The sequence below is a fragment of the Mucilaginibacter sp. Mucisp73 genome (genome assembly GCF_059491465.1).
Genome location: NZ_CP168507.1, coordinates 5,020,497 through 5,046,569 on the forward strand (window position 1 = coordinate 5,020,497; position 26,073 = coordinate 5,046,569).

The 26,073-nt window shown below is 42.1% G+C and carries 24 protein-coding genes; 7 read left to right on the forward strand and 17 right to left on the reverse strand.

Annotated elements, in window-relative coordinates:
- Window positions 1–93 precede the first annotated feature (93 nt).
- From ACEN82_RS20640 to ligA, 9 genes are all read right to left on the reverse strand, one after another.
- On the reverse strand, window positions 94–1,425 hold the full coding sequence (locus ACEN82_RS20640; protein ID WP_495644008.1) for a M16 family metallopeptidase: 1,332 nt from the start codon (window positions 1,423–1,425) through the stop codon (window positions 94–96).
- 17 nt (window positions 1,426–1,442) lie between these two features.
- Window positions 1,443–2,822 carry a M16 family metallopeptidase gene (locus tag ACEN82_RS20645; RefSeq protein ID WP_413321838.1) on the reverse strand — a complete coding sequence of 460 codons (1,380 nt, stop codon included), beginning with the start codon at window positions 2,820–2,822 and terminating at the stop codon, window positions 1,443–1,445.
- Window positions 2,823–2,955: 133 nt separating this feature from the next.
- On the reverse strand, window positions 2,956–3,654 hold the full coding sequence (locus ACEN82_RS20650; RefSeq protein WP_413321839.1) for a hypothetical protein: 699 nt from the start codon (window positions 3,652–3,654) through the stop codon (window positions 2,956–2,958).
- 153 nt (window positions 3,655–3,807) lie between these two features.
- A complete protein-coding gene (locus ACEN82_RS20655) occupies window positions 3,808–4,323 on the reverse strand; it encodes a T9SS type B sorting domain-containing protein (protein ID WP_413321840.1) in 516 nt (171 codons plus the stop codon).
- Entirely contained in the window at window positions 4,292–5,089 is a 798-nt protein-coding gene (locus ACEN82_RS20660; RefSeq protein WP_413321841.1) for a hypothetical protein, read from the reverse strand. Before ACEN82_RS20660 ends, ACEN82_RS20655 begins: the two co-directional genes overlap by 32 nt.
- Window positions 5,090–5,126: 37 nt before the next feature.
- Window positions 5,127–5,438 carry a hypothetical protein gene (locus tag ACEN82_RS20665; RefSeq protein WP_413321842.1) on the reverse strand — a complete coding sequence of 104 codons (312 nt, stop codon included), beginning with the start codon at window positions 5,436–5,438 and terminating at the stop codon, window positions 5,127–5,129.
- Window positions 5,439–5,493: 55 nt separating this feature from the next.
- On the reverse strand, window positions 5,494–7,944 hold the full coding sequence (locus ACEN82_RS20670) for a DUF5686 and carboxypeptidase regulatory-like domain-containing protein (RefSeq protein WP_413321843.1): 2,451 nt from the start codon (window positions 7,942–7,944) through the stop codon (window positions 5,494–5,496).
- Window positions 7,945–8,027: 83 nt separating this feature from the next.
- Window positions 8,028–8,258 carry a hypothetical protein gene (locus ACEN82_RS20675; protein ID WP_090529838.1) on the reverse strand — a complete coding sequence of 77 codons (231 nt, stop codon included), beginning with the start codon at window positions 8,256–8,258 and terminating at the stop codon, window positions 8,028–8,030.
- 128 nt (window positions 8,259–8,386) lie between these two features.
- Window positions 8,387–10,399 carry an NAD-dependent DNA ligase LigA gene (ligA, locus tag ACEN82_RS20680; RefSeq protein ID WP_413321853.1) on the reverse strand — a complete coding sequence of 671 codons (2,013 nt, stop codon included), beginning with the start codon at window positions 10,397–10,399 and terminating at the stop codon, window positions 8,387–8,389.
- A 199-nt stretch (window positions 10,400–10,598) separates the two neighbouring features.
- Between ligA and ACEN82_RS20685 the strand changes: the two genes are divergently transcribed.
- The gene (locus ACEN82_RS20685) at window positions 10,599–11,213 is read left to right on the forward strand and encodes a TNT domain-containing protein (RefSeq protein WP_413321844.1); all 615 of its coding nucleotides are present in this window, start codon (window positions 10,599–10,601) and stop codon (window positions 11,211–11,213) included.
- Window positions 11,214–11,232: 19 nt separating this feature from the next.
- Window positions 11,233–11,568, forward strand: coding sequence for a hypothetical protein (locus ACEN82_RS20690; RefSeq protein ID WP_413321845.1), 336 nt, complete (start codon window positions 11,233–11,235; stop codon window positions 11,566–11,568).
- A 67-nt stretch (window positions 11,569–11,635) separates the two neighbouring features.
- Here ACEN82_RS20690 and ACEN82_RS20695 read toward each other — a convergent pair whose 3' ends face one another.
- On the reverse strand, window positions 11,636–12,556 hold the full coding sequence (locus tag ACEN82_RS20695; RefSeq protein WP_090529847.1) for a DUF6263 family protein: 921 nt from the start codon (window positions 12,554–12,556) through the stop codon (window positions 11,636–11,638).
- A 153-nt stretch (window positions 12,557–12,709) separates the two neighbouring features.
- Here ACEN82_RS20695 and ACEN82_RS20700 point away from each other — a divergent pair, with 153 nt between their 5' ends.
- A complete protein-coding gene (locus tag ACEN82_RS20700) occupies window positions 12,710–12,952 on the forward strand; it encodes a hypothetical protein (protein WP_090529851.1) in 243 nt (80 codons plus the stop codon).
- An 84-nt stretch (window positions 12,953–13,036) separates the two neighbouring features.
- Here ACEN82_RS20700 and ACEN82_RS20705 read toward each other — a convergent pair whose 3' ends face one another.
- Entirely contained in the window at window positions 13,037–14,818 is a 1,782-nt protein-coding gene (locus tag ACEN82_RS20705) for a DUF885 domain-containing protein (protein ID WP_413321846.1), read from the reverse strand.
- A gap of 136 nt (window positions 14,819–14,954) precedes the next feature.
- Here ACEN82_RS20705 and ACEN82_RS20710 point away from each other — a divergent pair, with 136 nt between their 5' ends.
- Entirely contained in the window at window positions 14,955–15,425 is a 471-nt protein-coding gene (locus tag ACEN82_RS20710) for a DinB family protein (RefSeq protein ID WP_413321847.1), read from the forward strand.
- A 50-nt stretch (window positions 15,426–15,475) separates the two neighbouring features.
- Here ACEN82_RS20710 and ACEN82_RS20715 read toward each other — a convergent pair whose 3' ends face one another.
- The gene (locus tag ACEN82_RS20715) at window positions 15,476–16,792 is read right to left on the reverse strand and encodes an alpha/beta fold hydrolase (RefSeq protein ID WP_413321848.1); all 1,317 of its coding nucleotides are present in this window, start codon (window positions 16,790–16,792) and stop codon (window positions 15,476–15,478) included.
- Between the two features lie 287 nt (window positions 16,793–17,079).
- On the opposite strand from ACEN82_RS20715, the gene ACEN82_RS20720 reads away from it, so the two are divergent.
- A complete protein-coding gene (locus ACEN82_RS20720; protein ID WP_413321849.1) occupies window positions 17,080–19,524 on the forward strand; it encodes a TonB-dependent receptor domain-containing protein in 2,445 nt (814 codons plus the stop codon).
- On the opposite strand, the gene ACEN82_RS20725 is transcribed toward ACEN82_RS20720, so the two are convergent.
- The 3 genes from ACEN82_RS20725 to ACEN82_RS20735 form a co-directional block, all read right to left on the reverse strand.
- A complete protein-coding gene (locus ACEN82_RS20725) occupies window positions 19,521–19,748 on the reverse strand; it encodes a KTSC domain-containing protein (protein WP_413321850.1) in 228 nt (75 codons plus the stop codon). The genes ACEN82_RS20720 and ACEN82_RS20725 overlap by 4 nt on opposite strands.
- 43 nt (window positions 19,749–19,791) lie before the next feature.
- Window positions 19,792–20,172 (reverse strand): DUF1634 domain-containing protein, encoded by a 381-nt coding sequence (locus ACEN82_RS20730; RefSeq protein WP_188834409.1) that lies wholly within the window; start codon window positions 20,170–20,172, stop codon window positions 19,792–19,794.
- 141 nt (window positions 20,173–20,313) lie between these two features.
- Window positions 20,314–21,150: a sulfite exporter TauE/SafE family protein gene (locus tag ACEN82_RS20735; protein ID WP_413321851.1), complete on the reverse strand. Its 837-nt coding sequence runs from the start codon at window positions 21,148–21,150 to the stop codon at window positions 20,314–20,316.
- Between the two features lie 171 nt (window positions 21,151–21,321).
- Here ACEN82_RS20735 and ACEN82_RS20740 point away from each other — a divergent pair, with 171 nt between their 5' ends.
- Window positions 21,322–23,160 (forward strand): UbiD family decarboxylase, encoded by a 1,839-nt coding sequence (locus tag ACEN82_RS20740; RefSeq protein ID WP_413321852.1) that lies wholly within the window; start codon window positions 21,322–21,324, stop codon window positions 23,158–23,160.
- Window positions 23,161–23,535: 375 nt separating this feature from the next.
- Here ACEN82_RS20740 and ACEN82_RS20745 read toward each other — a convergent pair whose 3' ends face one another.
- Both ACEN82_RS20745 and ACEN82_RS20750 read right to left on the reverse strand, forming a co-directional pair.
- A complete protein-coding gene (locus tag ACEN82_RS20745) occupies window positions 23,536–24,441 on the reverse strand; it encodes an IS3 family transposase (protein ID WP_495644149.1) in 906 nt (301 codons plus the stop codon).
- Window positions 24,441–24,821 carry a hypothetical protein gene (locus ACEN82_RS20750; protein ID WP_495644009.1) on the reverse strand — a complete coding sequence of 127 codons (381 nt, stop codon included), beginning with the start codon at window positions 24,819–24,821 and terminating at the stop codon, window positions 24,441–24,443. The genes ACEN82_RS20745 and ACEN82_RS20750 overlap by 1 nt, the downstream gene beginning before the upstream one ends.
- A 243-nt stretch (window positions 24,822–25,064) precedes the next feature.
- Here ACEN82_RS20750 and dapA point away from each other — a divergent pair, with 243 nt between their 5' ends.
- Window positions 25,065–25,961 (forward strand): 4-hydroxy-tetrahydrodipicolinate synthase, encoded by an 897-nt coding sequence (gene dapA / locus ACEN82_RS20755; RefSeq protein ID WP_090529878.1) that lies wholly within the window; start codon window positions 25,065–25,067, stop codon window positions 25,959–25,961.
- Window positions 25,962–26,073 lie beyond the last annotated feature (112 nt).

Here is a 26,073-nt window from a genome sequence, read left to right on the forward strand (position 1 = left end):
GAAAGGCGAAAGGCCAAAAACAAAAGGCGAAAGGTTAAAGATGAGCACAGATACAGCTACCTTTAACCTTTCGCCTTTAACCTTTTACCTAAATTAATGCATCACCGGATTATCTCCATTATGCAGTGTACCGTTAATATACAGCAATTGATTTACCTTTTTAGGATCGCCCTGGTATACCCATACAATGTTGTTGATGTACTTGCGGAAGGCGTTGCTTACATCATCGGGAGTAAGTTTCTTTACATCATCAACCAGGGTTAACGAACGTTTCCAGTTATCATGCAATACTTCATTTGCTGCTATTGATGATGCCTGGGCGCTGTTGGTTTCGTTTTTATAGTAGAAACCTGTAAGGTAAGTAACCTTCATGTCGGCTACATCTTCAGGTTTAAAACCTTCGCGTTTAATTTTATCAACCAGCTTATCAAACACAGCTATGTATTTATCAGGCTCGGTTGTTGAAACAGAGAACTTGGCGGTTGAGGTTTGACCCGCGCTAAACCATGCCTGTGGGGCATATGACAAACCGTTATTAGTACGTACCTCTAAAAAGTGCATGTTCGAGAAGATGCGCATGGCTACATTAAAAGCGTTAAAATCGGGCGTACCGGCGGCAGGACCACTGGCGATACCTTCTACATAATTGGTAGCCAAATCACGCTTTTCAACATTGATGCTGTTTTTGTCGGCCCTGAAAGTTGATTTTTTAAACGCGAAAGCCGGCCCTTGTTTAATACCGCTCAGCATACCCTTTACTTTAGCTTCAATAGCAGCCTGGTCAAGATCGGCAACCACAACAATTACCATGCGAGATTTGGTCAGTATCGACTGATAATAAGCCTTTGTTTCGGCAGGGGTTAAGGCTGTAACAATAGCGACGGTTCCGCTTGGGTCTTTAGCGTAGTTGGTGCCAGCAAAGGCTACCTTATCGGCATACTTATCAATGGCATTATCGGGCTGTGAATCTTCTTGCTTAATGTTATTGATGGCATCCTGCTTAATGCGCGCAAACTCCTTTTCGTCAAACTTAGGCTGGGTTATAGCCTCCACATATAAAGGCCAAACCACGTCAAAGTCGCCTTTAATACAGTTCATGCGCACTACCGAATAGTTTTTGTTGCTGCTGCCGTAAACGGTGGCGCTTACTTTATCCAGCTCATCTTTAAAGCTGTTTTTATCGTGCTTCAAAGTACCGCACTCAGTAAGGGCGCTCATCGCCAGCGATTCGATACCTGCCTTTGTAGCCGGGTAGTTTTGCACACCGCCTTTTATAATGGTTTGTACTTCAACAATATCGTTGCCGCTTGGCTGTACAATAACCTTTATGCCATCTACCGTGGTTTCATAGGCCTGTTTTTGCGCCTTGGCTGTATTCCCTATAGCCGCTGCTACCAGCAGGGCAATTATATATTTTTTCATCATGATGAGGTAGTTTTAAATTACTTGGCTGCAAAAAATGAAGCCGCGTTTACTGTTTTATTTAACTCGGGCGCTATGATCATACCGGCAGCATATGGCTTGCCAATTACGTAAGTCTCCAGGTATTTTTTGATATCGGCACGGGTAACTTTTTGATAGTTGGCATCCAGGTCGGTATAAAAATTAAACGAGGTGCTGCACCATTGGTAGCTGATCTGACTTGGTAATGATGAAGGCTTTTCTTTAGCTTTAATGTCATTACGGTGCAGGATAGCTTTAGCAGTAGCCATTTGCTCGTCGGTAAAATAGTCGTCCTTGTTCCACATGCTAATTTGGTTCATCAGCTCGGTATAGCACTCTTTCAGCTTGTTAGGGTTAGGCACCACGAAAATATCAATAGGGCCTACATAACGGCTGGTAGTATAATTTACGTAAACACCGCTGGCCAAACCTTTATCAACCAAAGCCTGCTGCAATTTTGATGAATTTAAGCCCACAATGGTCGAAAACACGTCGGCAGCAACAGTTGAGGCTGAATCCGTTGGATATGAAGGCCCCTGCCAGGTAAACTCCATATAAGGTGTTTGGGCAATGGTGGCTTCCTTTACAAAATATTCCGGTTTGGTTAAAGGCTTAAATGCCGGGATAGGGAATTTGGTTTGAGGATCGAAACCACTGTTGGCCCAGTCGCCAAAAATGCTTTCGGCAAGGGCAAAAGCGTTATCATGTTTTACATCGCCGCAAATGGTAAGGAGGCTATTATTAGGGAAATAATATTTATCCTTAATGATCATCATTTTTTCGGGCGTAGCCGTGTTGATCACTTCGTGCACTCCGATAGGGTTTTTGCGGGTAATGAGATCACCCCAAAGCTTTTGCTGCATGCCATACCAAAGTTGGAAACCAGGATCGCTTTCGGCACGCTGAAACTCTCCGTCAACCACCGGGCGCTCTTTTTTCATATCTTCCTCACGGTAAATAGGGAAACGAATAGCCGCGTTCATGAACTTTAAACCCGCTTTAAGGCTGTCCCTGTCAAAAGTGAAGTAGTAATTTACGCGCTCGGTATTGGTGGTACCGTTCCAGATAGCGCCGAGCTCCTGCGTACGTTTCAAAAACTTCTCCTGGGTTGGATAATCTTTATTGGCTTTGAAAAACATGTGCTCAAACAGGTGCGACAGGCCGCTGAACTCCGGCCCCTCTGTGTAAGCACCGTTTTTTACAGCTATTTCAATGGTAGTTAAAGGTACTTTGCTGTTTTCAATCACCAGCACATCCAGGCCGTTTGGCAATGTTTTAAGGAAGTAGCCTTCCGGCAACCTCACCTGGGCATTAGCAATGCCGGCGCTAAAAACCGCGGCCACGCCTAATGCAAAAATTTTGATAAAATTTCGGTTCATATATTTACAATATTTTTAACACTATAAATATATCGGTATAATCTTAAACAAGTGAATGATTTAACCGCTTATCCCTGATTTTTCAAGACGAAATTAAGCCTGTGGTGATTTTGGCATATTTACAAAGCAGCAATTAAATACCGGCTTTAATACTATTATAAGGCAAACCCATGTCATGAGCAGCATATTGGGTAAGCACACTGTCTTTTATAGTAATATAATCGCCGGCCTGACTGACATGGAGTTTTTCAATGCCATCGCGGTTATCCATGAGGGGAATGGTACGGGATACTACTGTACCCGTGGCATCAAGCTCAATAATATAAGTTTCTTTTTTACCCCCTGCCATATCAGTAAACGGAACAATAACAGTATGGTTATTATCGTCAATAAACCTGCCTATGATATTTTTCCCGTCGAGGTCGGCAGGGTTTAAACCAAGCAGGTATTTTGCCTTTTCGGGCGACAGGCCAAGTATGTTTAGCCTAACGGTATTGCCATCAGCATCTTTAGTGGTATCCTGCATGGTAACTTTATCTCCTTGCGGATAGCGGGCTACGGCGTAAAAGGTATTAGCACCGGTACTTTTATCATTATGACCGGGAAGCAAAAAGTTAAGCTGCAGGTTGCTCAGCTTAGCGCTGTCCGCCTTAATTTGTGAGGTGATGCTTAGCAGTTCGGCCCATTTAAGCCTGCCTTCTATTTTAACGGTTAACTGGGTGGCTGTATCTGATTTGGTAACCCTTGATATGGTGTAATGCGGCACATTTTTTTTAGTGCAGCCAAAAGCTACAAGCATGATTATTAAGCAAGCGAAGATATTCTTGATCATGTGGCAAAGTTAAACCGTTGGTTTGAATTTGATGACGTTGATTTCGCTGATTTTTTTGCCCCGGTTATAATATCCATTTGCAGCAACACTTATCATGGAAAAACAGACTAAGCCTGTCATTTAGCTCGCCTATTGTAAACAAACACATTTAAGCTACCTCAGCAAGGTTACATGTCCCTTTTGAACCTCAACCTGTCCATCGCCCATGGTATAGTTGCACATCCAGTAGTAAACACCTGTAGGCACAGGTTTCCCGTTATAATTGCCATTCCAGCCATCATATATACTTTCCGACTCAAATAGCCGCTGGCCCAGGCGGTTAAAAACCGTAAGCTTATACGCTATGGGATTACTGCTTTGATTAGGCCTGAATAAGTCGTTTACGCCATCGCCGTTGGGTGTAAAAGTATTAAAAAACGTAACCGGCTCACATGAATCCTGCGTTATCGTTATATCCAATTCGGTAATGATACAACCTTGCTTATCCAGCAGGACAAAGTGGTTGGTGCCGGCGCTGAGGCCCCTTATTGTTTCATCGGGTGTATAATTTTGGTCGCCATGCTTAATAGTGCCGATAGCTACACCTTCTACATAGGTGTTAAACTTTACCTGCCCCGCTAATGTACAAATCGCGTTTTTAGCGGTATATGATACATAGGGTTTGGTCAAAGTAAAATCGGGATTGTACCCGGTATAACGCTTTATCGGCGTTTGTTTCCAATTTAATCGACCCTGCGATATCACAAACCGGATCCGTTTTATTAAAAGTAACAACAGGGTCTTGTAGTGAAAAATCAGGAACAGTGAATGGATATTTTTTAGGCTCTTCACCACCAAATGAGGTAATAGTAACCTGGTAATCACCGGGAAGCAGGTTATCAAAAATACCCGTTGTGTTACTTTCTCCGGTATTAAGTTTGTAAGTGTATTGATTTCCGTGTGGGGCGCAAATAATTTCGGCCCGCCCTTTATTCACCACATTGCACTCTCGGGTCACATTAATGCTTTGAAGCTTAATTACCGGTATTTCACCTGTTTCAACAGTACTGCCGGCATTATAAACTATATAGGGCAGTGAACCGGCAATACCTTTTATAAACATATTTTTCAGGTCGAGTTCTACAAGTTCCGACCTGTTATTGTTTACACCAATAGCATATACCTTTACAGCCCCCCTGGAAGCTACCGATGTTAAACCATATACAGTCCGGTCTGTAATAGGTATAACTAATTTACTTTGAGAGAGATCATCGAGGGAAACTTCGACAATGCCATTATAACTTGCCACATATAGCTTATCGTTATAAAACACAAGGTCGCCCGAAGCCCCGTACGGCATAATTCCCAGGTTAATAAGCACGGGATTTTTAGGATCAAGTTTGTACAGCGAGTTCGAGCTGGCCATGTACAGGATCCCGTTTTTATCAACCGTCATTGAACTTACGGGGGGCACCGACGCCAAATACTGGCAATTAGTTACCTGGGGGGGTATTACCTCCGGTTATATCAGCTACACTCAATCCACCGAAAGCCAGGGTATAATAGATCTTATTACCCCAAAGCGCAATCGAAAAATAACCCGACCCACAACCGTTAACATTTTTTGAAACAGCGCCGTTAGGCGTAATGGTTACTTGCTGTAAAATTCCCTGGTCGGTAGCGGCATAAAACTGCTGTCCATACACTTTAACAAAAGTTAAAAGTATAACACTAAACAGCAATGCAGCTCTTTTTAGTAAAAGGTTTAAGTTGATGATATGTTCAGGCACAATAGTTTGAGCCAAATATTCAGTATTATTAATATCTACACCATATTAAGTGTAATTAATAATTAGCATATTACAAGCTTATCCCCAGCCTTATTGCCGATTTTGCCTCTATACCTCCATTGTATGATACGCCATACATCAAACGGATATTAAGATATTGCAATCCGAAACCCAGCTCAGTATAGTTTTTAAGCGTGGGAGTGTACAGGTAATTTACATCGAAGATCTCCTGTAGTTTAAACTTGCGGATCAGCGGGATCTTATTGGTGATGAAACCAGAAAAGTTGTGTTCAAAATGTCCTTCAACGTATTTATCAGGCGTACTGAAATCGTAGTAATCCAATAACAGGAAGCGGTTTAACCTTGGCTTGTATGAAAGCACCTCGTTGCCTGCAAAGTGGAAATAATCGGGGAAGAATACGCTCTTAGCATTCAGGAATTTACCGGCTCCTATAAAAAATGAGCTGCTGCCATAAAAACCCATGCTAATATCCGCCCTGGAAATCTCCGCGCTGATTTTATCATAATTAACATCCGAACCCAATACATTGCTGATGCCTTTAGTATAGTTTAAACTGATGGTTGGATATTTTGATGGCAGATAGCGCTTGCCCGAAGGATAAGTTTCATACTTGTCACTAAAATCATAACTGGCCTGCAGGTTTACCGTGAGCGACTGATTTTCGGCGAATAACAGCGTACTATGATCAGGATCCAACGGGTTATTGGACGTAAACTGGTGGGCGTGCGGATCAAAAACACTGAATGAAGCCGTGTTTAACAACGATGTACGGTTAGCCCACTCAACCGATGCGCTACCGCGCAAACCGCCGGTCACCCTGCCCGAAAGCGATGCAACTGCAAACTGCTTTTGATACAATTTCTTAAAATTCTGTTGTGCCAACAGGCTGTGAACTGTATTCACAAAGGTCGACATAGGCGCCTGGCTATTCAGATCGACCACATCCGAACCTCCGCTTAAACTCAATGTAAATCGTTGCATTACCGGGATAGCCGCACCTACCGAAGCATTGAACAAATGGTTGGAGAAGCCATAGCGCACCTTCCCGCTCAGCATAAAATAGCGGTTATTGACTGTATCAATCAATTTGCTGTACGATGCGCCGTAATCAATAGCTAAACCCTCAACCGTGTTATAAAGCAGGGAGCCAACGATAGGGTCGTAATGAAAATATTCTTTTTTATAGCGGTTACGGGTGTCAATGCCGGTGAAAAGCAGGTTTACTGGTTTAAATTTATTGTTGGTTTTATCCAGTGAGTCGAGGTACTCTTTTGATTCCCGTTTTTTGGCCAGCTTATCCTTGTTGGTGTAGTCGGTAACCTCTTCGGCAGTAAGCGGGATTGGCCGGGCCTGGTTCCAATAAGTTGAGTCTTTGCTGATGCCTTTGGCGATCCGGAGCACTTCGTTAAAATCGGCTTTGTTTAATGCAGGGTCGACGTTGTAGTTTTTATAGATCGAAATAAAGTAACCTCCTAATTTAAATCCAAACAAACCTCCTGTAAATTCAAATTTAACAGAGGATGTCATCCAAATCTTTTCGCTAACAGGGAAAAACTGCTGGTTAATTTTAAGGGTATCAACAAAATTGATGTTAGCCTTTTTGGTGATGTAAAGCTGCAACGCGTAAATGCGCCAGCTATCATCCAAAATATAAATATACCCCTCAAAACATGGGTCATGTGCCCGTTTAGGGCTTACCTGGATCTTGTTAATAGTTTCGCCATTCTCAACCGAGGTACCTATGTACCTATAGTTATAGTAAAACATGGCGTTATCAGCCACCGGCGATACCAGCGGGCGGTTACTCATACCCCGCCAGGTTTCATAGTTCTGGTAAAAATTAACCGCCATATCCGATGCCCGGTTAAAGCTGAACGCCCGGTTACGGCCCGACACTTTTGACGACACCTGTTCTTCATGCACCTTATCGGGCCTTATAAAGCTATATTTTGATTCCGACTCAGAAAGGTAAACTATCCCGCGGCGGTTTGAATCAAGGCCGGCTTCACTGGTAGCTTTTTGTACATCAAAACCCATAAAAGTTTTTGGGGCGGCCAATAGTTTTTGTAAGCCTTTGATGTAAATATCGCAGGTGTAGGCTTTAACTTCGTTAAGATAGTTTTTGCGTTTTTTAATGGCCTTACGCATAATTGCATAAGCTGGATCTTCAGCCCCTGCATGCACAGTAACATCCTTAAGCTGGTAAGTTTCTGTTTGCAGGCTGATGTTGATAACCTGATTAGCTGCAAGGTTAACTATTTTGCTTTGCTGGGCATAGCCAACTGCTTTGTATTGAATTTCCTGCATGCCGCCATTTAAACGCAGCAGGTAGGTTCCTTCGCTGTTGGCGGATACCCCTATAGTAGTATTTTTTATAAAAACGGATGCAAAGGGGACGGGCTTATCTTCCTGGTTGGTTATTTTACCACTAATGCTGAATTGCTGGGCATATGAAGAAAAATTGAATATTAAAAATAACGCAACTAAGGCTGGCTTCATTAAGCAGATGTTTATGCTAAGATGAAACTTATTAATTGATTGTTACAGCGCTAAATTGTTAAATAATGTGAAAAGACACCCGGTTAGGATGCCTTTTTCTTTGATGTATCTTTGCTGCCAAGAGGCGGGTGTGGCTTATTTTTGATGTTCCAATCCTTAATATCAACCAGGCCTGGCTTTGTTTGATAATGCGATTTGCTTTCAGGGCACCTCACAATAAATTTACCTTTAACCTGCTCTATAACCGGCCTTTCGCCGCATTCCTTACAGGGTTCACAAAAGATATTTTCTTGTATAGGTATAAATTTTTCCATAGTAAATTATTCGAACATTAGTACGTTTAATTAATTATGGGGTCCTTTCGGTAATACAAATAACGTAATTTCCGAGCTCAAAAAATAAAATTCCTCACTAATAAACAAAATAAACAACATGGGAATGCTTATTTTATCAGTGCAAGTAAATCTTCATCGCTGATAATGGGTATATTAAGTTTATTAGCTTTCTCTAACTTGGCAGGGCCCATATTTTCACCCGCGACCAGGTAATTAAGTTTAGCCGAGATACTGCTCAATATCTTGCCACCGTTTTGTTCAATGATATCTTTCAGCTCATCACGCGAAAAGTTGCCGAATGTTCCCGATATAATAAAGTTCATCCCGGCAAGCTTTTCACTGGCCAGTACAACTTCTTTTTCTTCGGCAATAAATTGCAGGCCCTGCTCCCTTAGTTTTTGTATTTCCTGCCGGTGGATTTCACCTGCAAAATATTCGGTTATACTTTGGGCTATCCGTTCGCCTATTTCTTCGGCAGCTGTAAGTTCTTCAGCCGACGCTCCCATTAATCTATCTATCGATTTAAAATGGAAAGCCAGCTTGCGGGCCACTGTTTCGCCCACATAACGGATGCCCAAACCAAACAGCACTTTCTCGAAAGGCATTTTTTTGGATGCCTCAATACCATCAAGCATATTATTGATCGATTTTTCGCCAAAGCGGCCCAACTGTTTCAATTCGGCAGCATGAGTATGCAGCTCATAGATATCACTGATGTGGCTTATAAAACCTTTGCTGTATAAGGTTTCAATAGTTTCATCACCCAGCCCATCAATATTCATCGCTTTACGGCCAATGAAATGCTGCATCTTTCCAACAATCTGCGGCGGGCAGCCTTCATCATTGGGGCAATAAAACGCAGCCTCGCCCTCCTTGCGCTCAAGCGGAGTATCGCAGGCCGGGCAGGTAACGCGGTAAACAACAGGCACAGCGTTGGCCTTACGTTTTTCAGGGTTTACGCTAATGATCTTTGGGATGATTTCACCGCCCTTTTCAACAAAAACGGTATCACCCTCATGCAGGTCAAGCCGGATGATCTCATTGGCGTTATGCAGCGTCGCGCGTTTTACAGTAGTACCCGCAAGCAGTACAGGCTTTAAGTTGGCAACCGGGGTTACAGCGCCGGTACGGCCTACCTGGTAAGTCACCTCCAGGAGCTCGGTCTCCACCCTTTCGGCCTTAAACTTGTAAGATATAGCCCAGCGCGGCGATTTGGCGGTAAAGCCAAGCTCCTGCTGCTGTGAGTAATTATTTACTTTAATAACAATGCCGTCAATATCATAGCTGAGGTTAAAACGTTCCTTATCCCATTTATTAATAAATTCCAAAACGCAATTAATATCCCCGCAAAGCTCGCTATGCTCATTGGTATGAAACCCCCAGGTTTTAACAGCCTGCAGGCTTTCCCAATGGGTTTTAAATACTGTTTTTTCGGTGTACAAAAAGTACAGGAAGCAATCAAGCGGGCGTTTGGCTACTTCGGCCGAATCCTGCATTTTTACTGTGCCTGAGGCAAAGTTACGGGGATTAGCATAAGGAACCTCCCCACTTTCGATACGTTCATTATTCAACCTGTCAAAAGCTTTGCGGTGCATGAACACTTCACCGCGGATGTCAAAATAGCCGGGATAGCCTTCGCCATGCAGGCGCTTAGGTATGGTATGAATGGTTTTAATATTGGTGGTAACCTCATCACCCTGTACACCATCACCGCGGGTAACGGCCCGCACCAGTTTGCCGTCTTCATAAGTGAGACTCATGCTCAAACCATCAAACTTAAGCTCACATACGTACTCAAAGTTATCACCAATGGCTTTGCGTATCCGCTGATCAAAATCAAATAGCTCCTGTTCATTATAGGTATTGCCCAACGATAACATCGGCCAGCGGTGCCTAACGGTTACAAATTCCTTGGTTATATCACCGCCTACCTTTTGTGTTGGCGAATCAGGGTCAGCAAACTCCGGGTATTCTTTTTCGAGTTTATTAAGCAACTCCAGTTTTTTATCAAAATCAAAATCAGAAATGGTTGGCATAGCCAGCACATAGTAGTTGTAATTGTGCTGTTTAAGTTCGGCAGTTAATACCTCTATTTGTTTTTTTGTTTCAGCTGATGACATAGGTACGAAGGTAATAATTTCCTTTATTTCATCCTTTTCACCACGGTAAATACCGGCGTTTGGCAATAACGTTTTTTTGGCATGCAATAACAATAATTAGCATATGATATTGCATATAATACCGATAAAATAAATATGATAAATCTCTTTCATAAACGCGGAGCACATAGTAGATTTATCAAACAAAAAACTACATCGAATGAAAACACTAAAAATCCTGATCCTGTCAGTATGGTTGATGCCTTTTTTGGCAACCGCGCAAACAAAACCACTAAAACATGCCCACAACCCTGCTGCAAACCATCACAAACTGCCGGTACGGGGCATTACTTATGATGACTTTAAAAGCTCGGTTGCTGATTTTGCCGACACCAGCAGTAAAAAAGTCCTTGCCGATTCGGCTTGGCTGCTCTGGAAAACCGAAAAATGGGACGCGCTCGAAAAATTCTTTACCGCCAACAACCTTAATGGCGGCTGGCCTCCAAATCGTGGCGCAGTAAATCTTATCATCATTACTCTAAAAAAGGGTGTGTTGATTGACCGCTATGGCGGTTATAGCGATTCTACCGGCACTTTTCAGGACAAAGGCACTTTTGTATCGCCAAAAGGCGTACCTTTCCCCATGCGTGCTTTGCCGGATAATACTCTTAGCAAGCCGTACAAAATTTACAAGATCCTGAAGCCTATAGCCAAAGTTAGGGAGGGTAAAATTATTCCATGGTTTGGCAAACCGGGCTTGGGTATCCAGTATGAAGTACCAGCCACTGTTAACGACCTGAAAGCAGGCGGTTACATTGAAGAGGTAAAACAATAAAAACGCGATATATTAAAATATGATCACAAAATATGAAGTAACAAAATCATTGTTGTTTGATGGAGACGAAGCTGAGGTAATACATAAAACATTTAAACTGCCTGCCGGTGATATAAAGTTCGGTGATTTTGCCAATAATAATTTTGAAGATCTGCATAAGGTAATTACACCCGGCGACTTTAAAACCATTGTAAAAACAGGCGGCTTTAATGCCGACTTTCTTAATTTATACAAGGGCAGCGAAAGGCTCAGGCTATATTATACTAAAAAGGGGAACTCTATTGCTGTTTTCGCATATGGCGAGTTTCAGCCAACAAGGTATAAACTTTATTTTGAAGGCTTTTGGATATTGTAATACCACTGTTTATACAATAAAAAAACCTGCCGTAACCGGCAGGTTTTTTTATTACTATCTGTTTTAATTAATGGTCGGTACTTGATGTTTCGCTGGTAACACTCATAGGGAATGTTAAACCGCCCGGAACTTGCGGGTTATCTTTTATTTCGACAGTACCGTCAATGTTTTGCTTTAATTTTGAACTGGAGATCCAGCCGGTAGCCTTGTCAACAACAACATCAGCTACCATAGTACCTTTCATATTGTATTTCATGGGCATATTACTGACGGTTTTATAACCGGCAGTATTATCTGTTTCAAGTGTGGCATTTCCGTGTATCAGGTAGCTCTGCGGAGTGATATCAACCAGTTGATAAACAGATATGACCTTCGCGCTCATAGCACCTTCCAGGTTATTTTTAATTGTCCATTTATCATTTTTTGCCACCGCCGTTTCGGGCAGCACCGACATGGCCATTTCCAGGTTGCTTTTAAGCGCCCCAGATCCAAACGATTGGGTTAACTGCGTTTTCAATTGCTCTTTCTTTTCGGCCGGCACCTCCTTAAAGCCATCTATCATAGATGTGATCATATTCTCGGCGTTCTCTATCGACCTGATCCGGCCGCTTTTGGTTAGCGTTGCCGTAAATGGTTTATTGGTTATGCCCGACATGATTCTGGCCATAATATTTGTGGTATCCTTATTATCAGAATCAAAAGTTACATTACCCGTAGGCAGCTGCATTTTCATACCCACTTTGGTATAGTTAACCTCCATATAATAAAGAGAATCATTAGCATTTAGTACTTTGAATGACATTTTGCCGTCAATCGTCATATCGATATTATTAACCTGCCCATTTATAGTTTGCTTTACAACAGAGTGTGCTGTAGTAGATAAGTAATAACTATTGCCTTTAATTAGTTTTAAAGCCGGTTTTACCTTCTGCGCATAACCGGTTACCGCTCCTATAACCAGTAAACCGGCCATCAAAATTTTCTTCATGATTGGTAATATGTAAGCGCTAAATATATTATAATATCTCTTACAAAAAACTCAAAATTCCTAACAATTAATTAAAAACAAATTCGTTAACTTTATACTGCGCTCGGCTCTTTAATTTTTCACACACCTAATTTAGCGGAAAGAGAGGTTTTTATGTTACAGCAGATAGCATTTATACCACAGCACCAGTTTCATGTGCTGATCAATTTTTCGGGAGAAGATGAACGTATTTTGGCAATTTTACCCAACGAAGCAGGAAATTTCCGCGTGATTTACCAGGGTAAGACAATTGCCGAACTTAACCTGGATAAGGACGGCTGTACCTGCTATAAGGGTAAGCTAAAGAAAAACGTCATGGCCCAGCTTGAGCATCAGATAAAAAATCATTACGCGTAAGCTGTTAATAAAAAAGAATTTGATAGTTCATGGGAGATAAACCCATGGTTCATAGTCCATGAGTTTATACCCGTGGACTATCAATTAATTTCCGCTGGTTTTAGCCAGCATGGCTTCTCTGATAAATTTAACCGGTGCACTGCCGTAACTCAGGAACTTTTCGTTAAACTCTTTCAGTTTATATTTATCACCCATTTTTTGTTTATAGGCATCCCTCAAATCTATGATTTCTTTATAGCCAGTATAATAACTGGTAAGCTGAACACTGGTTACGCTAACGCGCTTCCATTTGCCATCAGCTTCGGCCTGTTGTTGGAAAGCTTCGCGGGTTAATAACTTAATTGCTTCATCTTTGGTCATACTGCCGCTATGAACACTATAATCCAAAATGGTGTTACATACCGAACGCAGGTTCCATTTATACCACATTAGCATCATTTCGGGCTCGTTATTGCCAAAGCCGTTCTCCAGCATCATTTGCTCGGTGTATACGGCCCAGCCTTCGGCCATGGCACCATTGCCAAATACAGCTTTGATGATACTTGGGGCTTTATTGGAGTATACGCCCTGTACATAATGCCCCGGCACAGCTTCATGAATGCTCAGGATCTGTAAAATATAATTATTGTATTCGCGCAGGTAGCTTTCGGCCTTTTCCTTGCTCCAGCCGGACAGGCTGCCTACGTTATAGTACGAATTACCATTTTTATCGTACGGGCCAGGGCCGCTCATAGATGCGCCTGCCACACCCGCCATATAACCAGGCTCTTTACGAATAATCAACGGTTTTGACGGATCGAGCGTTAACAGGTCTTTAGCTTTAACAAAGGCATTAAGCTTTGGTATGATTTGTTCAATTGACGACTGAAAATCTTCAGGCTTTACATGCTTTGATGATAGGGTATCTATCAGCTGGCTTATCATCAGCAGGCTATCGGCTGGTGCAGCCTGTTTACCAAAGTATTTTGGCCAAAGTTGCTTGCTGATCTTAGTCATCTCACGGTGAATGTATTTTTTACGCTCAACAGCAGCATTGTAGATTTTCTCGGCAGTGTTGGTAGCTACAATTTCGTATTTAAACTTATCCTCATATAAATCCTTACCCAGCCTGAAACTTCTTGGGTGATCATTTTTAAGTGCTTTAAGCCAATCGGCATAGGCTTTAATGGCAACAACGCTCTGCGCAGCCCTGTCGGTCATTAACTTTTGCTCAGCTTTGGGGATATTGGTTTTCTTAAGCGAATCGGCAAAGTCTTTTCCTATTACATCAAGCCCACCCAGATTTTGCTCAATAGCCAGGCTGGTAAGTTCGGCCACCGGGTTTTTAATCTGTTTTTGGGCGTCTTTGTAATACTGCGGAATAAACGACATACGCTGATAAAAATGACGCAAACGTTTAGGCAAAGGCTCATAGTGCTCGTTCAGGATGTAAGCAAAGGTGCCGATAACGTTATATGACGATGGGTCCCACTCATATTGTTTTAACTGGCGCACCTGCCATTGCAGGTATTCAAGCTGATTTTGCAGAATCTTGTAATCTATCTTATTGGCTTCAGAAAGAGTGTTTACCTCAAAGCGGCTTAACGAATCAACCTGGTATTTGGCAAAGGTTACCAGTTTATCGCGGCTTTGCTCATTTGGCAACACCATCAAGCTATCGTATTTGTGATATCCTGCCGAAGTTGCCCAATCGGGGTTCAGTTTCCAGAAGTTATCCAGAAATGTGTTCTCGTATTTAATAAAAGCTTCATCATCCTTCCCTAACAATGGGCCGGTGCCGCTGCCCCCATCTTTTTTACAGCCGATAAAGGCAACCATGAATAAAACAACGGCGAGTGCTAATTTTAAGAATATGTTTCTGATCACAACTGATGAGTTTTACAATGAAGCATAAACTTAAAACTTTTAAGCCAAATAAATCAAACCGGCGACGAATTTGTTACTTTAAGCCCAAGCCCCCTAAAGGGGGTGCGAGAATTAGTTGTTATAATTTGGATTACCTATGAATAATGAACATAAAGTTTTAGTAAATGAAATTGTGCATTTGCTGCAAGGCGGCAACGCCCATGCAGATCTGAAAAAAGCGCTCGATGGTTTACCGCCCAATCTTCGTGGGGTTAAAGTTGATAAACTCCCTTATACTATATGGCAACTGGTTGAACATATCCGGATAGCCCAGTGGGATATGCTTGAATTTAGCAAAGACGGCAGCCACGAATCACCAAACTGGCCCGATGATTACTGGCCAAAAGAGCTTGCACCCAAAGATGATGCAGCCTGGGATAATAGCCTTGAACAGATTGACAGTGATTTGGAAGAGCTAATAGAAATGGTGAAAAGCGAGGATATTTATAAAAAAATTCCGCATGGCGATGGGCAAACTATACTCCGGGAAGCGTTACAAGCAGCCGATCACAACGCTTACCACATTGCCGAGATCATCATGATCAGGAGGTTATTAGCAGCCTGGTAATTATTTTCATGTCATTGCGCTACGCTTGCAATGACATGGATTTAGTGTTATTACCTCGTTGTCTTCAGCACAAAATTAGTTATCGCCGTTACAAACTCCGGTTTAAGTGGTAAATCGGGTTCATTGTAAGTGGCCTTGTTCTTTTCCTTATCTGCCGGGGCTTCTTTCAGCACATGGTTCATGTTAGGGATAATATCAAGTATAGCATCCGACTTTGCTTTTTTCAGCTTTTCGGCGTCACCAACAGTTACCTGTAAATCGGTGGTTCCCTGGATGATCAATACCGGGGCTTTTACCTTCCTGATCTCGCGCTGAGGGTTATACCTAAACCACGACATCAGGTATTTTTGAATACTTGGCCTGGCTATAAAGTATAATGCAGGATCGATATTATCGGTTGTTTTTCCCCGCTTCAGGCTATCCAGCATACGGTTAAAGCCATCTGATATAAAGGCAGGCTGCGATTTCATTTGCTCGGTAAGGATCTTATCGGCCGAATCACCGGCACCGGCTACAGATATAAAGCCCTTTATCGGCTCATCAAGCGAAGCCATCATGCCAACCAACGAACCTTCGCTGTGTCCCAGAATAATTATCCGTGAAAAACGCTCATCTGACGAAAGCATGTTAAGCAAGGCGGCAGCATCTTCTACATAATCCTCAAACCTGATCTCGTTTTCCTTAATAGATGTAGTGCTTTGCCCTACCAAACGTTTATCATAACGCAAGGATGCTATGCCTTTTTTTCCCAGTTCATTAGCTATCATTTTATATATATTGGCGTGGAGACCCAATTTAGGACTGTTACCGTCCCTGTCTATAGGGCCTGAGCCGGCAATGATCAATACCAACGGCACCTTTCCGTTAGCATCCTTAGGCATGGCCAATGTTCCGGATATTGAACCCAATAAAGTTTTAACAGTTACAGGCGACTCAACCAAAGAAGGATCGGTAGCTATGCTTGTAGCCGCCGCCGTACTTGACGCAGCAGTTGCAGCCGGCGCTTTGTACGGTGTCAATGACAGGCCTGTAAATTTATTATCGGCATTTAACGACAGATTTAATAAAAAAACACTTTTCTGAAATGTAGCTTTATAATGCGCTATCGGGGTTTCATAGCTTTCAAAATCAGCCTGTAACAATGAGCCCAATTGTGTTTTTAACTGCACAGTTGTACTTTTGAAATCGGCTTGTGAAAGTGCCTTCTTCATTTCTGGCCCAAACAAGCTGTATATGCTATCCGGCTGATTGTTATTGTATAGCTGTTTAAATTTATTTAAAGCTGTAGCATAATTGTCCGGAGGTGTTTGTGCAAATAAATTCCCTGCAAAACAGGCAACTAATATAAACAGACAAAGTTTTTTCATGTTATAATGGTCAATATACAGTACGATGATGTATTGAGGCCGAAAATAAAGAAAAAATCAGGTTGTTTTGTTTATTTATACTATTGCATGCTTTTTTGTAAACAATATTTGATGCTGCACTGTAAAAACCTTTTACCCGGCATAATCCATACTAATGTTGCAACATTCTTTTATATTATATAATTAAAATACCAATACAATACAATATAATTCTATATATATTGCATTATATTGCGATACATTTTTATAATCTTTTAAACTATAGCAAATTTCTACATTACTGATTAATGAGGGTTTTAATAGCAGGCTTATTTTTTGCATTCCTGGCCGGAGGGTATTGTATTTCGTTCGCCCAAACAAAATCTTCAATAATACAGGGTAAAGTTTTAACAGAAAACAACCAACCCGCCGATGCAGCTACAGCCATTCTCCTTGCGGCTGCCGACTCATCTATATTAAAATCAAACCTGGTAAATAAAAACGGACAGTTTGAATTTACCGGCCTGCAGCCCGACAGCTATTTAATACTTATCAGTAAAATAGGATACGTAAAAGTTTATACGGGGCCGTATAAGGTTAACGCTGGTCAAATAATAACTGCCAATGATATTGTTTTAAAACTCTCGAACAACCAACTGCAGGAAGTTAAAGTAGTTGCCCGGAAGCCTTACATAGAAGTAAAGCCCGGCAAAATTGTATTAAGTGTACAAAACAGCATCCTGGCCGAGGGAAATTCGGCCTTTGATATACTAAGGCAATCGCCTGGGGTAAGGGTTAACAGTAACGAAACTTTAAGTATTAATGGCAGACAAGCAGCATTAATAACCATCGACGGTAAACCTACCAACCTTACCGGCGATGACCTTACCAGTTTGCTCCGCAGTATGCAAAGCAGCACTATCGACCAGGTTGAAATGATCAACAGCCCGTCGGCCAAATATGACGCCTCGGGCGGAGGTATCATCAACATCATTTTAAAAAAGGGTAAAAACCTGGGCACCAACGGTACGGTTACTGCCATGGCGGGTTATGGAAAGTATTACAAAAGTACAGCAGGCATTGTTTTCAACAACCGCACCAGTAAGCTCAATATTTTTGGAAATTACACTTACGATAATAATAAAGGCACACGCACTATTACAACCAACCGTAACATTACTTATAACGAAACCCTGAGTAATTACGATGTTGATTATAACAATATTCAAAAAACCACTAACCACAACTTTAAAATAGGGGCCGATTATACCATCAACCCAAAGCAAACTATAGGCTTTTTAGTAAGCGGAATTATCAGGAGTGATGATTTTACAAAGCACAACGACCTGTACATCAGCAATCAGCATCAGCTCGATTCAATAATCAGGGCCCGTTCAAACCTTGACAGGGGCAGCAACTATTTAAACTACAATATCAATTATAACGCGGTGTTGGATAAAAGCGGCCGCAGTATCTCGGTAGATGGTAACTATTCAACCTACACCCGTCACTCTAATGAATTCATTACCAATAGCTTTTTCACCCAGGCGGGCAATACTTACCGCGATGATCTTGAGTTGGAAAACCTTTCGCCGTCAGATATTCACATCTGGACATCAAAAGTTGATTTTGTTAACCCATTAAACAAAACCTCACGATTGGAGACAGGCATTAAATATAACAACACCCGCAGCAATAATAATCTCATTTTTGGCCCCAAAATAAACAACATATATGAGGCCGACCCCAACTTCAGCAACAGGTTCCTTTATACCGAAGCAGTGAACGCGGGGTACATCAATTATGTAAATAAAATAGGTAAGTGGGATATTACGGCAGGTGTACGTGCCGAAAACACTCATGCAACAGGTAAATCATGGGGATTAAATGAGCAGGTACCGGCGATAAATACCAATAATTATTTTAACCTTTTTCCGCAGGTACAGATAAGTTATGAGGCCGATAAAAAAAACATCATCGGTATTGGTTATAACCGAGGTATTCACAGGCCACTTTACGAAGATATCAATCCATTTTTGTACTACACCGACCTATATGATTATCGGGCCGGCAACCCACAGCTAAAGCCGGAATATACCAACACCATACAAATCTCCCATACTTATAATCAAACCTTTTCAACCGAACTGTATTATACAGTTACCAATAATGCTTATGATTTCCCGGTATATCAACAAAACGATTCGACTAAGGTTAACATAACTCTCCGTAAAAACTTCGGGCAGATCTTTGTTTACGGGGCTTCATTTTACGCGCCTGTGCAATTTACCAGGTGGTGGTCGGGTAGTTTTAATCTTGATGCTATTTATGTGCGTTACAAAGCTTACGCACAAAACGGGGATTTTGACAGGGGTAAGCAGGATATTATTTTTGGCAGTACACAAAACTTCACCATCACCGGTACATTACTTGGTGAAATATCGGGCAGGTATGAAACCCCAACCATTTATGGCATCAATGAATTAAAAGCAAGCTATTCGGTAAACGCGGGTATCAGCAAGCAAATATTGGATAAGCGGGCCACTATTAAATTAGCACTAAACGATGTATTTAATACCGACAGGGGGCGCAACCATGCCAATTATCAAAACATTGATCTTTCGGAGGTAAATAAACGCGATACGCGCATCGTAAGGCTCAATTTTACCTATCGTTTTGGCAAAAGCACCATTAAATCGGCTAACAAACGCAATACGGGTAATGATGATGAGCGCCGCCGCACCGGAAATTAATGATGTGCGTACCTAACCTTTAACTCGGGGTATTTGCCTTTTATGCGTGTAACAAAAAAATGCCCAAGCGAATCAGAGCCAATAAACTTATTATAGACAGATAAAGGGAAACCGAAGTACTGCCACACACCGCCATTTTCCCGAAATTCAAGTTCAAGAATGCGGGCGTCCGGATCGTAGCCAACGCTGCTTAAAGCCGATGATTGTACTGTACGTCGTTGCATTTATTATATATACTATATTAAATACAAAAAAGTTTTTAAAATATCAGCCCGCGTGACCGCTTATCATACTGGTTAAAATGATAAGCAGCACAAGTACTGTAATAGCCGTATACAGGTAATCCTTTTCCATAATAAAACCAATAGCCGAAAATAACACCCGGATAACCGGTGTAGCTATCAACAAAATTATCCCCGCCTGTATAATTGCCCGGCCGCGTAAAGTAAAGATACCGTGTATAATGCCACCAGGATTACTCACAAAATCGGGCACACCAACAAACTTGCTGTAATCAACATGGGTTTGCCCGTGCCTGTACAGGTAAATAACCCCGCCAATAAAAATAACGCTCATTGATACCAACACTCCCGCGCGCAGTATCCAGCCAATCACGGCCTGCATATCGGTATCTTTGAATTTGCTCATTTTATATCATTATGTCATTTGGTCATTAAGTCATTCTTATCCGCCATTGCTTTACTAAGTCATTTTTCTTATCAGGTCGACCAGCGATGTCACTTAACCTCACACAAAAATGACTTAATGACGCAATGACCTAATGATAAATTATATAGTTCCTGTAATTCCTTTATATATCATTTGCGATGCCAAAAACGTAACCACCACGGCAAAAACTACACGTAGCCATCCCGATGATGAAGTGTGTACCAATATTTTTGATCCGCTTAAGGCACCTAATAAAACCCCTATAGCTACCGGCATGGAAAGGCCCGGATCAATATACCCCCGTTGCAGGTAAACTACCGCGCTTGCTGCTGCAGTAACCCCTATCATAAAATTACTGGTAGTGGTTGACACCTTAAAAGGGATGCGCATAATGCCATCCATCGCCAAAACCTTCAGCGCTCCCGAACCTATGCCCAGCAAGCCTGATATTACGCCTGCAAAAAGCATCATGAAAAATCCACCGCCTACATTTCTTACCGAATAAGTAATCTCGCCTGCAGGGCCGGGGAAACTGCCGTTTAGTTTTAGTTTTTCGGCCAATTCACTTTTTTGCTGATGAATATGTTCTGCCTTCTTTTTTAATGACATTACTGCCGATAAGATCAGGATGACACCAAATAAAACAGCTATAAAATTTGTGGGAATATAAATGGCTATCAATGCACCAACCATAGCACCTGCCGTAGTGGCAATCTCCAGGAACATGCCCAGCCTGATATTAGTGATACCTTCTTTAACGTAAGCTGCTGCCGAACCTGATGATGTAGCAATAACCGAGATCAGCGAAGCCCCGATAGCGTATTGAATATCCACCCCAAGTAAAATAGTGAGCAGCGGAATAATAACAACCCCGCCACCCAGCCCGGTTAACGAGCCCAGCAAGCCCGCCAAATACGACCCAACAAGTATAATAAGCGTTAGTATAGTTACCGACATAGGGGCGATTGATATTTGCTAGCTAAAGTAAGGAATTTATCATTAGGTCAGGGAGCCGACAAATCATTGCTTGTGTTAATCGTAGATTACTATTTGTAATACAACTATTGAAAATATCCTGATGACAATGAAATGAATCCTCCCAATGAACTAATTTCTTAATTTCGCCCTATGGGTTACTCAAGTTTACAAGCCTGCATTACCGATCTCGAAAAAAATGGTCACCTGGTTCGTATCAAAGAACAGGTTGATCCCTATCTGCAAATGGCTGCAATACATTTACGTGTATTTGAAAATGAGGGGTCCGCTATATTATTTGAGAATGTGAAAGGCAGTAAATTCCCCGCAGTATCAAACCTGTTTGGTACGCTCGACAGGTCGAAATTCATATTCAGGGACACGCTCGAAAAAATCAAGGTTCTGGTCGATATAAAAAACGATCCAATAAAAGCCATCAAAAACCCTTTTAAATATGCAGGTGTTGGCTTAACGGCGCTCTCGGCATTGCCTATGAAAAGCGGTGCAGGCGCACCTATTAAATTTGGCAAATGCAACATCAGCGATATCCCGCAAATTGTAAACTGGCCTATGGATGGCGGCCCGTTTGTTACCATGCCCCAGGTATATACTGAGGATGCCGACAAACCGGGCATTATGAACGCCAACCTGGGCATGTACCGCATCCAGCTTGCAGGTAATGACTATGTACAAAACCAGGAGATCGGTTTACATTACCAGATACACCGGGGTATTGGCGTGCATCAAACCCAAGCTAATGCCAAAGGGCAACCATTAAAAGTCAGCATTTTTGTAGGCGGGCCACCGGCACATCCGGTAGCTGCCGTAATGCCCCTGCCCGAAGGCTTATCAGAAATGACTTTTGCAGGTGCATTAGGGAACCGTCGCTTTCGATATTTTTATGATGCAGAAGGTTTCTGTATTTCGGCTGATGCTGATTTTGTGATCACCGGCACAGTTATGCCGCACGAAAATAAACCTGAAGGGCCCTTTGGCGATCATTTGGGCTATTACAGTTTGGTACATCCTTTCCCGCTGATGAAAGTACATAACGTTTATCACCGTAAAGATGCTGTATGGTCGTTCACTGTGGTTGGTCGCCCGCCGCAGGAGGATACCAGTTTTGGGGCACTGATCCACGAAATTACAGGTTCGGCTATTCCTAAAGAAATTCCGGGCTTGCATGCAGTTAACGCTGTTGATGCCGCCGGTGTGCACCCACTGCTCTTCGCTACCGGCAGCGAGCGTTATACCCCCTATCTCAAAGAGCGTAAGCCGCAGGAGATAGTTACTATCGCCAATCACATATTGGGCAAAGGCCAGCTAAGTCTTGCTAAATACCTATTCATTGCCGCGCAGGAAGATGACCCAAAACTTAATGTAAACGATATTGGCGGTTTCCTGAAGCACATTCTGCAAAGGGTAGAGCTTACCCGCGACCTGCATTTTCATACCAACACTACTATCGATACACTTGACTATAGCGGCGAAGGCCTAAACTCGGGTAGTAAATTAGCTGTTACCGTGGCCGGCGATATCAAACGCGAACTTTGGACGGAACTCCCGGATTGGTTTAGTCTCCCCCGCCCTATCAGCGCTTACAAAATGGCCATGCCTGGTGTGCTCATGGTTGAAGTGCCCAAACATGTAAATCACAAGGACATAGATAATATTATCAGCATTATAGAATACAGCCTGCAGGATGAAGACCTTACCGGCTTGCCTTTAATAGTGCTTTGTGATGATGCCGGTTTTGCCGCCCAAACCATTAACAATTTCGTCTGGGTAACCTTTACCCGCAGCAACCCGTCGCATGATATTTATGGTGTTGGCAGCATTACCGAGCATAAACACTGGGGCTGTAAAGGTCCACTGATTATTGATGCCCGGATAAAACCACATCACGCCCCCGTGTTGGAGCGGGTACCGGAAGTAGAGAAAACGGTTGATAAGCTTGGTGAAAAGGGTGGATCGTTGTTTGGGATTATTTGAGTCTGAACCTGGATTAAACAGATTCGGGGATTTATAGGATTTCCAATTCTGTTAATTCTTAAATCCTGCAAATTCTGATTCAGACAGCGTTAAGGATTGCAGCGGATACCGGCCATGTGGCTAAGGCCTGCGCAGTATGAGCGGAAAGCCTGGGCCGCAGGCAACGCCATTATTGATTTCGGATCTGGCATGTTCGATTTCGGATTCGAAAATATTATTGTCTTAAAAAGTCACAAGTGAGCCACGCACAATCAAGCGCGCAATACTTGCGCTAAAAGAAGAAGATACATACATTGTCTCGTCCTAAAAAAAGTTTACAGATTAAATGCTAAATCCTGTTATACGTTTACAATATTTATTAGTCCTAAAATAGGTTTACAAAACCACATTTTGAGATTTATAATAATTTTTCCATGTTCGCTCTGCTTCTATATTATTTTGATGTACAAACTCAGGTGTGAGCATATTACAACTCATATGTGGTCTTTGGTTATTATAGCTTTTTACAGACTTAATTAATAGTTCCATTACCTCTTCTTTGGTACTCAGACTCTGATGTTCCAGGTACTCCTGTTTGATGATTCCGTTGATCCTTTCAGCAATTGCATTTTCTAAAGGATCACCGTTTTCAGTCATGCTGATGATTATATTGTTGTCCTGTAATAGCTTTACATAATCATAACTGCAATATTGAACCCCTCTGTCTGAATGATGTATTAAACCATTTATCGGTTGCCTGTTTTCTCTGAGGGCCATTTGTAAAGCACTCAGCGTATGAACAGCTTCTAATGTGTCAGCAGCATGATAACCAACAATTTTTCTGCTATATGCATCTGTTATAAAACTTATATATACAAAGCCTTTGGTTGTTCGGTAATACGTTATATCTGATACCCATATCTCATTTACTTTATTAGGGATTATTTCTTTTATACAGTTGGGATACTTTTTTAACCAGTGAAAAGACTGGGTGGTATAAACACGTCGCCTTTTCTTCCGTACCAATAACTGATGTGCAGCAAGAAGATCAAAAAGAGCATCCCTGCCCATCTTTATCTGATGTTCAAGTAAAAATGATTGTAATAATACATAGAGCTTTCTGACACCGATAGCCGGATGTGTAGTCCTTAAATGCCTTACTTCATTTAGGATGATCTCCTGTTCAAAACTAATTGCTTCTGCTTCCCAAAAGTGTTGATAATAAGCTTGTCGGGTAATGCCAAGTAAACAACAGCACTTTCCAAGGCTTACCCTGGGATAGCTGTTTTTAGTCTCACGGATTACTTGGTAACGGACTTTTTTCGGATATTGATCCTCAGGTCTCTTTCAGCAACTTCTATCATTTTACGATAAAGCTCCTTTTCCAGAAGTGCATCTTCCAGTTGCTTTTTCAGCAACTTAACTGATGCACTATCTTCAGGCTGGATATCCGGATCTCTCTTTGCTGGCATGATACACGAAGATACATAAACCGGTCTTTTTTTCTCCAGGCCAAACGATTTTAACCAGGCTGAAATCCGGCTATTCCCTAAATTATATTTCCGCTCAAGAAAACTCAGGCCTTCTTCTCCTGTTAAATATTCCTGGCAAATTTTTCGCTTAAACTCCTCACTGTATTGGCTCTGCCATTTACTCCCATAGGTCTTTGAATATCTTTCCATTTTTGTTTACTGTTGTGTAAACCTATTTCAGGACAAGACACATCCCCGTTGCCGTGTCCCCATGGCAACTTTTGCCTTAGCCGAGTATTTAAAGAGAGGCTCCAATCTATTCAAATTAGATACTTCAATTACCCAAAATCTAACTTTAAACGCAATCAAGGCACTTTTTCAAAAAATAAACCTCTAATAAACTCTTAATCTACAATCACTAATCACTATATTAGCATCCTTTTAATTTTAATCATGAATATATTTTACGGAACAGGGGTAGCTATGGTAACCCCTTTTCATGCGGATGGTCAAATTGACTACAACGGGTTGAGAAACCTGATTGAACATTTGATTGATGGCGGGGTGGAATACCTGGTGTCGTTAGGTACAACCGGCGAAAGTGCCACATTGAGCGAGGCTGAACGAAAGCAGGTTTGGGCTTTCACAGCCGAAGTGGTAAATAAGCGCGTTGGCCTGGTGGCGGGTATTGGCGGTAATAATACTCATGAAGTTGTTGAGCAAATAAAATCGTTTGATACAGAAGGCTATGATGCTATACTTTCAGCAAGCCCGCATTATAACAAACCTACCCAGGAGGGTATTTATCAGCACTACAGGGCTATAGCACAAAATACTAAACTACCTATAATCCTGTATAACGTACCAAGCCGTACAGGTAGTACCATCAGCGCTGAAACAACTGTACGCCTGGCAAAGGAGTTTAAAAACATAATCGGTATCAAAGAAGCATCGGGCAATTTCGACCTGTTTAACCAGTTGATGCGCGACAAGCCCGAGGATTTCCTGTTTATATCAGGCGATGATCCGGTTACTTTGCCCATGATGGCTTTAGGCGGAGTTGGTGCGATATCTGTTATTGGTAATGCTTTGCCGCGTCAATTATCTGACATGGTTAGGCTTTTGCTGAACGGTGATTACAAAGCAGCACATGCCGCGCATTTTGATCTGATTGAGTTTACCCGATTAATGTTTGCCGAAGGCAGTCCTGCAGGTGTTAAAACTGCCCTAAAACAATTAGGCATCTGCGGCGATACAGTGCGGCTACCATTGGTACAGGTAAGCGAAAAAACTGCCGGTGCTATTGTGGAAGAGCTTAAAAAGCTGGCTCCGGTAGCAGTAAAAGCATAAAATACAAGAATCATCCTCTACAGGCGTCATGGCGAGGTACGAAGCAATTCCCTATTAGCAGGTATGCCCTGTAAAGTTTGCGATTGCTTCGTACATAGCAATGACGTTTTTT

What these genes read in the sequence shown, in the direction of transcription:
- ACEN82_RS20650 (WP_413321839.1), bottom strand. Translation starts at nt 3,654, where the DNA reads ATGATCAAGAATATCTTCGCTTGCTTAATAATCATGCTTGTAGCTTTT.
- ACEN82_RS20640 (WP_495644008.1), bottom strand. Translation starts at nt 1,425, where the DNA reads ATGATGAAAAAATATATAATTGCCCTGCTGGTAGCAGCGGCTATAGGG.
- ACEN82_RS20675 (WP_090529838.1), bottom strand. Translation starts at nt 8,258, where the DNA reads ATGGAAAAATTTATACCTATACAAGAAAATATCTTTTGTGAACCCTGT.
- ACEN82_RS20660 (WP_413321841.1), bottom strand. Translation starts at nt 5,089, where the DNA reads ATGACGGTTGATAAAAACGGGATCCTGTACATGGCCAGCTCGAACTCG.
- ACEN82_RS20710 (WP_413321847.1), top strand. Translation starts at nt 14,955, where the DNA reads ATGAATAATGAACATAAAGTTTTAGTAAATGAAATTGTGCATTTGCTG.
- ACEN82_RS20725 (WP_413321850.1), bottom strand. Translation starts at nt 19,748, where the DNA reads ATGCAACGACGTACAGTACAATCATCGGCTTTAAGCAGCGTTGGCTAC.
- ACEN82_RS20720 (WP_413321849.1), top strand. Translation starts at nt 17,080, where the DNA reads ATGAGGGTTTTAATAGCAGGCTTATTTTTTGCATTCCTGGCCGGAGGG.
- ACEN82_RS20735 (WP_413321851.1), bottom strand. Translation starts at nt 21,150, where the DNA reads ATGTCGGTAACTATACTAACGCTTATTATACTTGTTGGGTCGTATTTG.
- ACEN82_RS20750 (WP_495644009.1), bottom strand. Translation starts at nt 24,821, where the DNA reads ATGGAAAGATATTCAAAGACCTATGGGAGTAAATGGCAGAGCCAATAC.
- ACEN82_RS20715 (WP_413321848.1), bottom strand. Translation starts at nt 16,792, where the DNA reads ATGAAAAAACTTTGTCTGTTTATATTAGTTGCCTGTTTTGCAGGGAAT.
- ACEN82_RS20645 (WP_413321838.1), bottom strand. Translation starts at nt 2,822, where the DNA reads ATGAACCGAAATTTTATCAAAATTTTTGCATTAGGCGTGGCCGCGGTT.
- ACEN82_RS20740 (WP_413321852.1), top strand. Translation starts at nt 21,322, where the DNA reads ATGGGTTACTCAAGTTTACAAGCCTGCATTACCGATCTCGAAAAAAAT.
- ACEN82_RS20695 (WP_090529847.1), bottom strand. Translation starts at nt 12,556, where the DNA reads ATGAAGAAAATTTTGATGGCCGGTTTACTGGTTATAGGAGCGGTAACC.
- dapA (WP_090529878.1), top strand. Translation starts at nt 25,065, where the DNA reads ATGAATATATTTTACGGAACAGGGGTAGCTATGGTAACCCCTTTTCAT.
- ACEN82_RS20670 (WP_413321843.1), bottom strand. Translation starts at nt 7,944, where the DNA reads ATGAAGCCAGCCTTAGTTGCGTTATTTTTAATATTCAATTTTTCTTCA.
- ACEN82_RS20690 (WP_413321845.1), top strand. Translation starts at nt 11,233, where the DNA reads ATGATCACAAAATATGAAGTAACAAAATCATTGTTGTTTGATGGAGAC.
- ACEN82_RS20700 (WP_090529851.1), top strand. Translation starts at nt 12,710, where the DNA reads ATGTTACAGCAGATAGCATTTATACCACAGCACCAGTTTCATGTGCTG.
- ACEN82_RS20685 (WP_413321844.1), top strand. Translation starts at nt 10,599, where the DNA reads ATGAAAACACTAAAAATCCTGATCCTGTCAGTATGGTTGATGCCTTTT.
- ACEN82_RS20730 (WP_188834409.1), bottom strand. Translation starts at nt 20,172, where the DNA reads ATGAGCAAATTCAAAGATACCGATATGCAGGCCGTGATTGGCTGGATA.
- ligA (WP_413321853.1), bottom strand. Translation starts at nt 10,399, where the DNA reads ATGTCATCAGCTGAAACAAAAAAACAAATAGAGGTATTAACTGCCGAA.